General features: G+C 59.0%; 11 protein-coding genes. 7 read left to right on the top strand and 4 right to left on the bottom strand.

Annotated features, from left to right (window positions below; genetic code table 11):
• Together ppk1 and B2W52_RS09830 are read left to right on the top strand one after the other, a co-directional pair.
• A partial coding sequence (ppk1, locus tag B2W52_RS09835) for a polyphosphate kinase 1 (RefSeq protein ID WP_286802795.1) occupies positions 1-1747 on the top strand: 1747 nt, incomplete at its 5' end.
• A gap of 22 nt (positions 1748-1769) precedes the next feature.
• The gene (locus B2W52_RS09830; protein ID WP_286802793.1) at positions 1770-3059 is read left to right on the top strand and encodes a DUF945 family protein; all 1290 of its coding nucleotides are present in this window, start codon (positions 1770-1772) and stop codon (positions 3057-3059) included.
• Positions 3060-3120: 61 nt separating this feature from the next.
• Here the strand turns inward: B2W52_RS09830 and coaD are convergent, their stop codons facing one another.
• The 4 genes from coaD to B2W52_RS09810 form a co-directional block, all read right to left on the bottom strand.
• A complete protein-coding gene (gene coaD, locus B2W52_RS09825; protein WP_008173494.1) occupies positions 3121-3597 on the bottom strand; it encodes a pantetheine-phosphate adenylyltransferase in 477 nt (158 codons plus the stop codon).
• Between the two features lie 343 nt (positions 3598-3940).
• A complete protein-coding gene (locus tag B2W52_RS09820; RefSeq protein WP_008173492.1) occupies positions 3941-5542 on the bottom strand; it encodes a GMC family oxidoreductase in 1602 nt (533 codons plus the stop codon).
• 28 nt (positions 5543-5570) lie between these two features.
• Complete coding sequence (locus B2W52_RS09815; protein WP_008173490.1) at positions 5571-6209, bottom strand: hypothetical protein; 639 nt, start codon at positions 6207-6209, stop codon at positions 5571-5573.
• 169 nt (positions 6210-6378) lie between these two features.
• The gene (locus B2W52_RS09810; RefSeq protein ID WP_286802789.1) at positions 6379-7824 is read right to left on the bottom strand and encodes a coniferyl aldehyde dehydrogenase; all 1446 of its coding nucleotides are present in this window, start codon (positions 7822-7824) and stop codon (positions 6379-6381) included.
• Between the two features lie 191 nt (positions 7825-8015).
• Between B2W52_RS09810 and B2W52_RS09805 the strand changes: the two genes are divergently transcribed.
• The 5 genes from B2W52_RS09805 (at position 8016) to B2W52_RS09785 (ending at position 12489) form a co-directional block, all read left to right on the top strand.
• Positions 8016-8696 carry a TetR/AcrR family transcriptional regulator gene (locus tag B2W52_RS09805; RefSeq protein ID WP_008173486.1) on the top strand — a complete coding sequence of 227 codons (681 nt, stop codon included), beginning with the start codon at positions 8016-8018 and terminating at the stop codon, positions 8694-8696.
• 289 nt (positions 8697-8985) lie between these two features.
• Positions 8986-9996, top strand: a complete 1011-nt coding sequence (locus B2W52_RS09800; RefSeq protein ID WP_286802786.1) for a TRAP transporter substrate-binding protein — start codon at positions 8986-8988, stop codon at positions 9994-9996.
• A 61-nt stretch (positions 9997-10057) separates the two neighbouring features.
• A complete protein-coding gene (locus B2W52_RS09795) occupies positions 10058-10660 on the top strand; it encodes a TRAP transporter small permease subunit (protein WP_273068917.1) in 603 nt (200 codons plus the stop codon).
• A complete protein-coding gene (locus B2W52_RS09790) occupies positions 10653-11969 on the top strand; it encodes a TRAP transporter large permease (RefSeq protein WP_286802782.1) in 1317 nt (438 codons plus the stop codon). Before B2W52_RS09795 ends, B2W52_RS09790 begins: the two co-directional genes overlap by 8 nt.
• 1 nt (position 11970) lies before the next feature.
• Positions 11971-12489: a gluconokinase gene (locus B2W52_RS09785; RefSeq protein ID WP_008173477.1), complete on the top strand. Its 519-nt coding sequence runs from the start codon at positions 11971-11973 to the stop codon at positions 12487-12489.
• The last annotated feature ends 84 nt before the right edge of the window (positions 12490-12573 follow it).

Raw genomic sequence — 12573 nt, 5'->3', positions numbered from 1 at the left:
GATTCCCGAGATGGAAGAGCAGAACATTCACTTTGTCCGGCGCCGGGAGTGGACGCCGGAGCAGGCGGAGTGGGTGCGCACTTATTTCGAGGAGGAGATCCTGCCGGTGGTCAGCCCCATCGGGTTGGATCCTTCGCACCCGTTCCCGCGTCTGGTCAACAAAAGCCTGAACTTCATTGTTGAGCTGGACGGCAAGGACGCCTTCGGGCGGGAAACCGGCATGGCGATTGTGCCGGCTCCGCGTTCGCTGCCCCGCCTGGTCCGTCTGCCTGATGATGTCTGCAATGGTGGCGAAAACCTGGTGTTCCTGTCGTCCATGATCCACGCCCACGCCGACGAGCTCTTCCCCGGCATGGAGGTGAAAGGCTGCTATCAGTTCCGGCTGACCCGTAACGCCGACCTTGAGCTTGAAGACGATCTGGAAGACCTGGCCTCGGCCCTGCGTGGTGAGCTGCTCAGTCGCCGGTTTGGCGACGGCGTGCGCCTTGAGGTTGCCGACAACTGCCCGGAAGAGCTGGTTCAGTTCCTGCTGAAGGAATTCGGTCTGACCGAGCGCGATCTTTACCAGGTCCATGGCCCGGTGAACCTGACCCGATTGATGGCGGTCGGAGGGCTGGTGGACCGTCCGGACCTCACCTATTCCGGTTTTTCGCCGTCGATTCCCAAGCTGATACGCAGCAAGGAATCGATGTTCGATGCCATTCGCAAGCGCCCGATTCTATTGTTGCACCCTTACGAAAATTTCAGCCCGGTCGTTGATCTGTTGCGCCAGGCCGCCAAGGATCCTCAGGTTCTGGCGATTCGCCAGACCCTATATCGGACGGGGGCAGACTCGGAGATTGTCGAGGCGCTGGCGGATGCGGCCCGCCGCGGCAAGGAGGTTACCGCGGTTATCGAGTTACGGGCGCGATTCAGTGAGGCCGAGAACCTCGAGCTGGCCAGTCGGCTGCAGGAAGCGGGCGTGATCGTGGTATACGGCGTGGTTGGTTACAAAACCCACGCCAAGATGATTCTGATTGTGAGGCGTGAGGAGGGACGGCTGCGCCGCTATGTGCACCTGGGCACCGGTAACTACCATGCCGGTAACGCCCGTCTGTATACCGACTACAGCTTCATGACCTGCGATGAGTCCATCAGCGACGACGTCAACAAGCTGTTCCAGCAGCTTACCGGCATGGGTAAGGCCCTGAAGATCAAGAAGCTGTTTCATTCGCCCTTCACCCTCCATCCCCGGCTACTGAGCCTGATTGATCGGGAAGCGGGCTTTGGGGACAAGGGCCGGATCATCTTCAAGTTCAATGCATTGACGGAAATCCAGCTGATCAAGGCGCTTTACCGGGCTTCACAGGCCGGTGTGAAAATCGATCTGATCATCCGCGGCATCTGTTGTCTGCGTCCGGAAGTGCCGGGCCTCTCGGAGAATATTCGGGTGAGGTCGATCATTGGCCGCTTCCTGGAGCACACCCGTGTCTACTACTTTGGCAACAATGGCCGCCCGGATGTGTACTGTTCGAGTGCCGATGGTATGGAACGGAACCTGCTCAGCCGGGTGGAAACCGCTTTCCCCCTGGACGATCCTGATCTTGCCGCCCGGGTCAGAGAAGATCTGGATACCTACCTGGCCGACAATTGCCAGTCCTGGGTACTGCAACCGGACGGCAGTTATATTCAGAACCAGCCCGCAGAAGGTGAAGAGCGCCTTGCCTCACAATTGGTGTTGCTTGAACGGCTGACCGGAAAAACCTGATTCCCGAACTGGAGAAAGTTGTTTGAACACCAAATGGATGATTGCCGGCGCTGGTGTGCTGGCTGTAGCGGGCGGCCTGCCCTGGGTCGTGGGATACGCAACTGAGCAGCAGTGGCACCAGGCAACAGCGGAGGTGAACGATGCACAACCCTTCCTTCGCATGGAAACGGATAACTATGAGAGAGGTATTCTCGGGGCCCGTTTCAGAGGTTCGGTGAACCTGATCAATCCGGAAACCGGTGAATCCCAGAAGCTTGCCTACCGGGCCAATGTGACCCATGGCGTGACCGGCAGCCTGATGGATTTCCTGCCCGAGGATGGCTGGGCCGCCGGCGATAGCGACTGGTTCTCCGGTGAGGAGCCGAAGCTGACCCTGGAAACCCGTCTCTGGGGTACCGCTGTTCTCGAACTCGAAGCGCCCCAGATGACCCTGACGGACCCGGATACCGGGGAGACCCTGGCCTCAAGTGGCGGCTTGGCAAGAATTGAGGTCAGTGAGGCCGGTTCTCAGGCCGATGCCTTGATGGTCTGGCCGGGAGTAACCCTGTCCGGTCCGGACCTGGATATCCAGGTCAGCGACTTCCGCCTCGAGCAAACCATGAGTCATCTGACCGGTGAGGTCTGGACCGGCTCCGGCGAGATTGCGGTGGAATCGGTTGCTGTGACCCCGGCGGCGGAAGCCCCCTTCATGCTTCAGGGGATTTCGGTTCTTAGCAGCAGCGAGCCGGTCAACGATGGTGAGCGCCTGGATTCACGAATGACGTTCGAGGTCGCTGGCGTTTCAACGGCCGATGAGCGTTATGGTCCCCAGAGACTGGTGTTCGCATTGTCCGGGCTGGATGTGGCGGCCTGGAGCAACCTGACCGAGAGCCTTTCATCCATGCAGGCGCTGGCTATCACTCAGGCCTCTGGCGGTCCCCAGCAGTTTGAGCAGCAGATGGCCGCCATGCAGCAGGTGAATGCCGCCGTTCGGGATTTGGCAGCAGCCGGGTTCTCGGTTGGTTTTCCAGAGCTGACGGTGACCACCCCGGAGGGTGTGATAGAAGGCAGCGCCCGGATCGCCCATCCGGAGCTGACGGCGGATCAGAAAGCAGAAATGCTGATGGTGATGCAGCAGTTGACCGGCAAAATGGATCTCAGTCTGCCCGTCGCGCTCGCGGAGGAATACCCGGAATTCCGGTTACAGCTGGCACCGCTGATAAAGCAGGGGCTGCTGGTAGAGCAGGGTGACAGTCTGGTGCTTGATGCCAGTATGAAAGATCTTGTGCTGGACGTGAACGGTGTGGAAATTCCTTTGCCGCCGTTGCTTTGACGCCGCTGCTTCATTGCCATAAAAAAGCCCCGCTGGTCGGGGCTTTTTTGTTAGTTCAGCTTCAGCTGAACTTCTTTTTCAGGGCAGCCTCTACCGCCGGATCAACAAACTCCGAGACATCGCCACCCAGGGATGCGATTTCCCGGATCAGGGTGGAGGAGATGTAGGACAGGTGATTGGCCGGTGTCAGGAAAACGCTTTCCACTTCCGGAGCCAGACGGCGGTTCATGTCGGCCAGCTGGAATTCGTATTCGAAATCCGATACCGCCCGGAGTCCACGGAGGATCACGGTGGCACCCTGTTCACGGACGAAATCGGCGAGCAGGTTGCTGAATCCGGTGACGCTGACATTGGGGAGATGCGCGGTCGCCTGGCGGACCAGTTCGCAGCGTTCTTCTAGATCGAGAAGTGGCTGTTTCTTGGGGTTGTAGGCGATGGCGACGACGATTTCATCAAACATTCGGCCGGCCCGTTCGATCAGGTCGGTGTGGCCGTTGGTGATGGGATCGAAGGTGCCCGGGTAGATGACTTTGGACATGCGCAGCTCCTTTCTTTGCGAGGCCCAAGGATAGCAGCATTTTCGGAGACTCTGTAGGCGTCCGGGGCTTCAGGTCGTGCATGTCGGCTATGTGGTGGGGCCGACTGGAAGGGCTTGTCCGGGAAACGCTACAAGCACCCCTTCGGGGTCCGGCCAGCAATCACAGATTGCTGTCGTTCGCCTGCGCATGAAGCTTCGCTTCATAATCGCTTGTCTCACCCATGTGCGCTTGAGCGAAGCCATCCATGGCTTCTCACATTCCCGGACAAGCCCTTCCAGCCAGCCCTTTCATCCCCGTGCGAGCCTCCCCGAAGGAAACTGGGGCTGTTATCTGCGCGCAATGCTAGCTGGCTGCTCGCGAGAGTCTTTGAGCCAACCTTGTACTGTTCCGTGCCGCCAGGGCGTAAACCGACAGCTGCGGATTTGCCCCGATGCTGGTGGGGAAGATCGAGGCATCGTGGATGCTGAGGTTGCTGACCTGGTGGTGTTCACCAAAGCCGTTGACGACCGAGTTTTGCGGATTGCTTCCCATGGCGCAGCCGCCCATCTGGTGGGCGGTGAACAGGCGGACGCGGTGGGGTGCCATGGGGAGCTGGTCGATGGCGGCTTTGGCGTCGGTCCAGTTGGTGTACCAGTCGGAATCCAGGTGCATCAGGCGGACTTTTTCGGCACCGGCGGCGAACTGGATTTCGGCCATGGTGTGGAAGGCTTCGCGGATGCCCTTCCAGAGGTAGTCGCTGACGGGGTAGTCCAGTACCGGACTGCCGTCGTCGCGGAGGGAGACTGTGCCGCCGGGGCTTTCGGGGTGGAAGCCGTCCCGGAGCAGGGCGATGACGGACTGCATGTGGGGCAGGCCGGCCATGTTGTTGATCTGGGTTTCGCCGTGGCCGGGTATGACGCCGCTGGACATGCCCGGGTGCAGCGGTGGCACCTCGAGTTTGTAACCAACCGGGCCGTCGACGCCGTTTCGGAAGTTGAATTCGTCCGAGTAGATGGACTGGGGCGCGCCATAGAACGGATCGACGCGCTGAGGCATCTGGGCGACGGTGGCGTTGACCGGATGGATGAACGAACGCTTGCCGATCCGCTGGTGCGGGTCCGGGATGTCGGAGCGGAGCAGCAGGCCGGGGCTGCCGATGGCGCTGGCGGCGACCACGAAGTGTCGGGCTTTGAGCGTGACCTTGATCCCGGTCGGGGTGACACCATCATCCGCAAAGGCAGAGGCTTCCAGGTGGTCGATCTTGTCCTCGTTCATTACCAGGCGGTCGGCGCGCAGGCTGTGGAACAGCCGGGCGTTGTTATCGAGCGCCCCCGGAATGGTGGTCATCAGGGCGCCCTGTTTGGCGTTGGTCGGGCAGCCGACGCCGCAATAGCCCAGGTTCCAGCAGCCTTTCACATTGCGGGGAATGATCTGCCAGCTGTAACCCAGTTTTTCGCAGCCCTGGCGCAAGATGTCGTTGTTGACGTTCGGGTCGACCTGCCACGGGGCCATGGAGTGGCGTTCTTCCCGGCCATCGAACCAGGGCGCCATGGCGTCCGGCCGAAGTTCGTCCAGGCCAAACTGCTCGGCCCAGTAATTGAGCGTGGGCGCCGGTGTCCGGAAACTGGAAGTCCAGTTTACCGTGGTGGAACCGCCCACGCAGCGGCCTTGCAAAATGGCGATTGCCCCGTCCCGGGTTACCCGGCTCATGCCTTCCTGGTAAAGGTTGGCATAGGAGGTCTGCTCGTCCATCTTGAAGTCTTTCTGATAGTAAAGCCGGCCCTCCTCCACGAGTATCACGGACAACCCGCTGCGGGCCAGAATCTCGGCGGTGGTGCCGCCACCGGCGCCGGTTCCGATAACAACAACGTCCGCTTCTGCGGTCAGGTTTTGCGTCAGGAGGGCGCTATCGGTGACGTTCCAGCCTGATTCCAGGCCCTGGGCAATACGATCGGTCAATGACATGTTTGTGCTCCGTCAGATCAGCTGGCAATCAGGCGTTTTGGAATTGTGGCAATGCGTCGACCGCGTATTGCGGTGGTCCGGGATAGCCGGACAGGTGCCAGAAATCCCGATAGCCATAAAACGCCACGTTGCTGATCTTGGTCAGCGCAATGTAGCCGTTGTTGAACAGCCCGATACGGCTGGTGCGCCAGCGCTCCAGAAACGCGTCGGCTTCCGCCGTTGTCACATTCGGCCAGCTGGACCAGACCCGGGCAACGGTCACCCGAGTGAGCCCGAAGTTCAGCAGGTCAAACAGTTGCCGCAGTTCCTTCTGGTTAGCTGGTCCGAACTTGTGGATGCCGGCATCAATCCGCTCGATCGTCCCGGCAATTGCCAGGTTTCTGGCCTGTGGCTGCTCTGGCAAACCCGGCCCAATCATGGCGGGCAACAAGGCCTCGAACAGCGCAATGTCATCCTCGTTTAAAAACCGGAACTGGTAGCTGGCGTCCATCCGGGTGCCAACGGCACTCAGCCGGCCCGCCGGCTGAGTGGCGCATCCGCTAAGCCCGGCGGTGACGCTGACGGTGCCCAGAAACACGGCACCGCCAAGTCCGGTTTTTAGAAAGCTTCGGCGGTTGAGATCGGCAAATTGAGGGTGTCCTGACGGATCAGGGATCTGTTTCTGCATGGGTGTGTTCTCGTTATTGTTTTTGGATAGCGGGGAAAATGCTGAATCGTCGCGGGCTGGTAGCCCCTTCCAAAACTGTGCAAAACAGGGATGTTTTGCTCAAGCCTACACGGACGTATTCACGGCGTGTTTTGGAAGGGGCTACCAGCCCGCGACAGACTCCGAGTTCTCAGCGGATAAAGAACTTGTAAACCAATTTGTGCGCAGTTGTCCCATGGGGCGCATAGACAAACTTGCCGCTGTTGAATTTCTGCTTGGTGAAAATGGCCCGGTGATGGGAGAAGGTCAGGAACCCCTCACGGCCGTGATAGTGCCCCATGCCGGAATCACCGATGCCACCGAAAGGCAGATCATCCTGGGCTACGTGCATCAGGGAATCGTTGATGCACATGCCTCCAGAGTGGGTGTTATCCACCACATGCTGCTGCTGGGTCTTGTCGTACCCGAAGAAATACAGCGCCAGAGGCCGCGGACGATCATTGATGTAGTGAATGGCTTCATCCAGGCTGCCGTAACTGACGATCGGCAGAATCGGACCGAAGATCTCATCCTGCATCACCTTCATATCCGGAGTGGTGTTCAGCACCAGCGTCAGGGGCAGTTTTCGGGTGCCGTCCTTCAGATTCTCCCGGGCAGGGTTGATCTCCACCAATTCGGCGCCTTTCTCCCGGGCGTCCTCAAGGTAGCCTTGCAGTCGATCGTACTGCCGCTCATTGATGATGGCAGTGAAGTCGTCATTGTCCCGCAGGCTGGGATACATCTCGGAAAAACGGGCACGGAACTCGTCGACAAACGACTGCACCCGGTCAGCGGGGCAAAGGACGTAATCGGGCGCCACGCAGGTCTGGCCGGCATTGAAAGCCTTGCCAAAGGCGATTCTCTGGGCCGCGTCTTCCATGGGCACATCCGGGGAGACCACGGCCGGGGATTTGCCTCCCAGCTCCAGGGTGACCGGTGTCAGATTTTCCGCTGCGGCCTTCATGACCAGCTTGCCCACCGACGTAGAACCTGTGAACAGCAGATGATCAAACGGACGTGACGAGAAGTCTGCAGCCACGTCGGCCTCGCCATTAATAACCGAGACCAGGTCCTCCGGGAAGCTGGCTTCAATCAGCTCCTTGAACAGGGCCGAGGTGTGTGGCGTGTACTCCGACATCTTGATCATGGTGCGGTTGCCCGCTGCCAGAGATGCGACCAGTGGGCCCACCGCCAGGTACAGAGGGTAGTTCCAGGGCACGATCACGCCAACCACACCCTTGGGCTGGTAGTGGACCTTGTTGCTGGCGGGCTGGAATAGCACGGAGACGTGGCGCCTGGACGGCTTCATCCAGCCGCTGAGGCTCTTCAGGGTGTAGTTGATGCCCTGGATCGACGGCATGACCTCGGCAATCAGGGATTCGTCCTTCGAGCGGCAGCTGAAATCCCGGTCGATGGCATCCAGAAGCCGGTCCTGGTTACCCAGCAGCACCCGTTTGAGGCGTTTCAGGTTTTCCTGCCGCTCGGCCAGGGAAGGCATGGGATTGTTGCGGAACGCCTTTTTCTGATCCTCAAACACGCGGTGGGTGTGCTGGATCTGTTTCTTGCTCTCGGTGAGCTGAACGACAGTGGCTCCCATGATTTTTCTCCTCTTCGGCCCCGATCATGCTTCGTCGGTGGCCCGTTATTTCAGGTATTGAACGACTGGCGAAAAAGTGTTCAATTTGCGTCTGGGGGTATTATTAGAGTATATACTCTAGTGAGTCAAGCGGAGGCGGGTGGCGAATCGGGCCATCTGTGAGCGATACAACAACAAACGCCGACGGGTCTATGAAGACAAGAGACAAGATACTGCTCTCCAGCCTGGAGCTGTTCAACGAGCGGGGCGAGCGCAACGTCACCACCAACCATATCGCGGCGCACCTGGCCATTTCGCCGGGCAACCTCTATTACCATTTCCGCAACAAGTCGGACATCATTTACGAGATCTTCCTGGAATACGAAAAACTGGTGGATTTCTACCTGGACATTCCGGAAGACCGGGCCATGACCCTGGACGACATGACCTTCTATCTGGAGTCGGTCTTTGACGGCCTCTGGAGTTACCGGTTCTTCCACCGGGATCTGGAATACCTTCTGGACAGCGACAAGAGACTGCGACAGGACTATCGCGATTTCACCAACCGCTGCCTGACGTCAATCAGTCGCATTTTCGAAAAACTGGCGGAAGCCGGGATTATTGAACCCCAGGAGGAAGACCTGCGATCGGCCATGTCGCTGAATGTGTGGCTGGTGATTACCAACTGGATGGCGTTCCTGAAAACCGCCCATGCGGCCGAGGAATCTGCCTGTCTCACGCTCACCGAGCTGAAGCAGGGCATCTACCAGGTGCTCACCCTGGAAATTCCCTACCTGACGCCAGCGTATCGTGAGCGTGTGATGGCTCTGAGAGAGAAGTATCGGCCGGCACTGCACGACAGGGACGATCTGGGCGCGGCCCTGTGTAAGTGAAATCCGAAGAATCGATCAAAAAATGATCTAGCCTGGAACTTTTGGCGAAAATCGGACTCATAACGGTGACGTTGGGAATTCGGATATTCCTTGCGTCTCCTGAGTGCGATCTCAGGTTTTAGCACGTCGCAAACCCTGACGTTTCACCGGTCTGCTTTCTGGCAGACCGGTTTTTTAATCCTCGCTGTTTCCTGCTCGAAAACACCCTTGTAAGTGGTTTCCGAATTCGATAGGCTTCTGATGTTACCGGTAACATATGCCGGCACAAAAACAATCAGGAGACGCTATTATGTTCCCGACCCGACTCGCGACTGGCCTACTGTCAGCTGCACTTGCCTTTAACGCCTTCGCGGCGGACTACACGTTCAAGTTCCAGTCCTCCGATCCCTCTGGCGTCAAGAACTTCGAGATTCAGCAGCAATGGGCTGATCGCGTCGAAGAGATGACAGGTGGCCGTGTTGCCATTGATCTGCTGCCCGTGGGCAGTGTGGTAAGCCATACCGAAACTCTCGGTGCCATGAATATGGGCGTCCTGGATGGCCATGTGTCGGTGACCGGTTATTTTTCCGGCAAGGATCCCGCGTTCGGGCTAATTGGCAATACCGTGGGCGCTTGGTCCAGCCCGGACCAGCTCATCGATTACATCAATTATGGCGGTGGCTATGAGCTGATGAACGAGCTCTACGCGCCCTATGGCGTGAAGTTTGTTGGCGGTGGTGGCACTGGCCTGGAGTCGTTTGTTTCGAAGAAACCGCTGGACGGTGTGGAGGACCTGAAAGGCCTCAAGATGCGTGCACCGGAAGGTCTGGTGCAGTCGGTGTTTGCCGCCGCGGGGGCGGCGCCAGTGAACCTGCCGGGTTCCGAGGTCTACACCGCACTGAGTAAGGGTGTTATTGATGCTGCCGACTACACGGTGTTCTCCACCAACCACGAAGCCGGTTTGCACGAGATTGCCGAGCATCCGGTGTACCCGGGCTTCCACTCGCTGCCGCTGATCGAAATTGCCATGAACCTGGAAGATTGGGAAGAGCTTCCCAAGGACATTCAGACGATCATGACCGTCTCGGCCCGGGACTTCGCCCAGGATATCAGCACCCAGCTGGCCATGGCGGACAAGAAGGCCGTCAGGGAAGCCCGCGCCAATCCGGATATCACCGTTCATGACTGGTCGGCGGAAGAGCGCCGGAAGTTCCGCACCATTGCCCGGGACCAGTGGAAGAAATACGCTGAGCAATCCCCCAATGCCGAGAAAGTCTATCAGTCGGTAACCGGCTATCTGGAATCCCAGGGCCTGCTCTGAAGGCAATGCCCCGTAACCAGTAACCGGGCAGGCAGGGCCTGCCCGGTGCGCGGAGTTCATTATGTCTGCTGCAAACCTTTCCTCCGGCCCGGAGCGCACTCCGGGCCAGGGTGATCTGCTGCCCGAATCCGACGAGGATATCGGCTTTACCCGCCTTGACCGCGCCATTGTCTGGCTGGGGAAAAAGCTGAGCCTGGTATTCGCGTTGATCGTCCTGGTGTCTTTCTACGAGATTGTCCGCCGATATGTGTTCGGTTCGCCGACGCTCTGGGTGCATGAAACGGTGACCTTCGCCGGTGCCACCCTGTTCGTGCTGGGTGGGCTCTATGCCCTGGCCACCGATCGCCACGTGCGTATTGTGCTGATCTACGACGCAGTGTCCCCGGCCGTCCAGCGTTGGCTGCGGGTGGTTCACCATCTGTTCGGGCTGGCGTTCTGTTCGATGCTGCTCTATGCCAGCTGGTTCATGGCCAGGGGCGCTGTCTGGGCCCCCTGGGGCGGCTGGCGCCTGGAGACCTCCGGGTCGGCCTGGAATCCGCCGTTTCCCGCCTTTCTCAAGGTGATCATTCTGGTGGCGATTGCTGTCATGACCCTCCAGTTTGTCCTGCACCTGATTCGTGATCTGCGTGGTCCGGCGCCGGCAGGGGAGAAAGACAATGTTTGAGCTGGCTTCCCTCGGAATTGGCTACGGCAGCCTGCTGATGCTGGTGATGCTGATCGTACTGTTGCTGACCGGCATGCAGCTGGCCTTTGCCACCGGCCTGGTGGCCCTGGTCTTTGCCCTGGGCTGGTTTGGCCCTGACGCGCTGCCGATTGTCAGCAGTCGTCTTTACAGCTTTATAGGCAACTACGTTTTCCTGGCGGTGCCGATGTTCGTGTTGATGGCATCGCTACTGGATCATTCCGGCATTGCCCGGGACCTGTTTGATGCTATGGCCCGTTTTGGCCGCAAGCTGCGCGGTGGTGTTGCCCTCCAGACCCTGGTGGTGGCGGTGATCCTTGCTTCCATGTCGGGGGTGATCGGTGGCGAAACCGTTTTGCTCGGTATTCTGGCACTGCCGCAGATGCTGCGTCTGGGTTACGATCGCAAGCTGGCCATTGGCACCACCTGTGCCGGTGGTGCGCTGGGCACCATGTTGCCGCCGAGCATTGTCCTGATCATTTATGGCCTGACCGCAAACGTCTCCATTGGTGATTTGTTCAAGGGGGCGTTCCTGCCTGCGCTGATCCTGGCGCTACTCTATATGGGGTACGTGCTGGTCAGGGTCTGGCTGAAGCCGGAGATGGCCCCCATCCCCTCCGACCAGGATCAGCCGGAAACCCCGGCGCCGAACTTCTTCAAGGCCCTGCTGTTCCCGATTCTGTCGGTGGTGGTCGTGTTGGGCAGCATCTATGGCGGCGTGGCGTCGGTCACCGAAGCTTCGGCCCTGGGTGTGCTGGGCATTGCCATCAGTACCTGGATCCGGGGAGAACTGTCTCTGGCCATGGTGCGCAAAGCCACCATCAGTACCCTGAGGGTGTGTGGCATGATCATCTGGATCGGCATCGGCGCCACCGCTCTTGTGGGCGTCTACAACCTGATGGGCGGTATCGAGTTTGTCCGCGAGATGGTTTTTGCAGTCAGTGGCGGGGATGGGCTAACCACCATCCTGTTCATGATGTTTATTCTACTGATTCTGGGCATGTTCCTGGACTGGGTCGGGGTGGCTCTTCTGACCATGCCGATTTTCGTGCCCATTGTCACGGAGCTGGGCTACAGCCCGATCTGGTTCGGTGTGGTGTTCTGCATGAATATGCAGGTATCCTTCCTGTCACCGCCCTTTGGCCCGGCCGCGTTCTATCTGAAAACGGTAACCCCCAAGGACATCACCCTCGGCGAGATTTTCCGGTCGCTACTGCCATTTATTGCCTTGCAGATTGTTGCGCTGGCCCTGTTGATCGCATTCCCGCAACTGGCTTTGTGGTGGCAGTGATATGAGCGTTTCCAAAATCATCGTCATGGGTGTGTCCGGGTGTGGCAAAAGCCTGATTGGTACCCGGCTGGCGGAACGTCTTCAGGTGCCGTTTTTCGATGCCGACGACTTTCACAGTCCGGCCAACGTGGCCAAAATGGCCAGCGGTGTGCCGCTGACAGATTCCGACCGTAGCGGTTGGCTGGATGATCTGGCAGAGCTGGTCCAGGGTGAGCAAGGCGGTCTGGTGCTGGCATGTTCTGCCCTCAAGCGGGCGTACCGTGACCGGCTGAGGTCGGGTAATCCGTCACTGCAGTTTGTCTATCTCAAGGGCGACATGGAAACCATCTGGTCTCGGCATTCCAGTCGGGAAGATCACTACTTCAATGGTCGTTCCATGCTCGAAAGTCAGTTTCGCACGCTGGAGGAGCCGGAACCCGGGGAAGGGGCCATTGTCGTCGACGTCTGCGAGCCACCCGACCGCATTGTTGAGCGCTGCCTGGCAGTGCTGAGTACACCCGACCGGAGGCGGAAAAACTGAATGGTTAAAAAGAAGCGCCCAACACTGCAGGATATTGCCGATAGGGTCGGTGCTACGAAAATGACCGTGAGCCGTTGCCTGCGG

Origin of the sequence: Marinobacter sp. UBA2498 (assembly GCF_002341575.1) — a bacterium.
GTDB classification, from domain to species: domain Bacteria; phylum Pseudomonadota; class Gammaproteobacteria; order Pseudomonadales; family Oleiphilaceae; genus Marinobacter; species Marinobacter manganoxydans.
The sequence above is the reverse complement of the archived record's forward strand: the minus strand, read 5'-3'. Positions and strand labels throughout refer to the sequence as shown.

Bases quoted from the DNA above. Each gene is read 5' to 3' on its own strand.
- coaD (WP_008173494.1), bottom strand. From the start codon at position 3,597: ATGTCCAAAGTCATCTACCCGGGCACCTTCGATCCCATCACCAACGGC.
- B2W52_RS09820 (WP_008173492.1), bottom strand. From the start codon at position 5,542: ATGTCATTGACCGATCGTATTGCCCAGGGCCTGGAATCAGGCTGGAAC.
- B2W52_RS09815 (WP_008173490.1), bottom strand. From the start codon at position 6,209: ATGCAGAAACAGATCCCTGATCCGTCAGGACACCCTCAATTTGCCGAT.
- B2W52_RS09810 (WP_286802789.1), bottom strand. From the start codon at position 7,824: ATGGGAGCCACTGTCGTTCAGCTCACCGAGAGCAAGAAACAGATCCAG.
- B2W52_RS09805 (WP_008173486.1), top strand. From the start codon at position 8,016: ATGAAGACAAGAGACAAGATACTGCTCTCCAGCCTGGAGCTGTTCAAC.
- B2W52_RS09800 (WP_286802786.1), top strand. From the start codon at position 8,986: ATGTTCCCGACCCGACTCGCGACTGGCCTACTGTCAGCTGCACTTGCC.
- B2W52_RS09795 (WP_273068917.1), top strand. From the start codon at position 10,058: ATGTCTGCTGCAAACCTTTCCTCCGGCCCGGAGCGCACTCCGGGCCAG.
- B2W52_RS09790 (WP_286802782.1), top strand. From the start codon at position 10,653: ATGTTTGAGCTGGCTTCCCTCGGAATTGGCTACGGCAGCCTGCTGATG.
- B2W52_RS09785 (WP_008173477.1), top strand. From the start codon at position 11,971: ATGAGCGTTTCCAAAATCATCGTCATGGGTGTGTCCGGGTGTGGCAAA.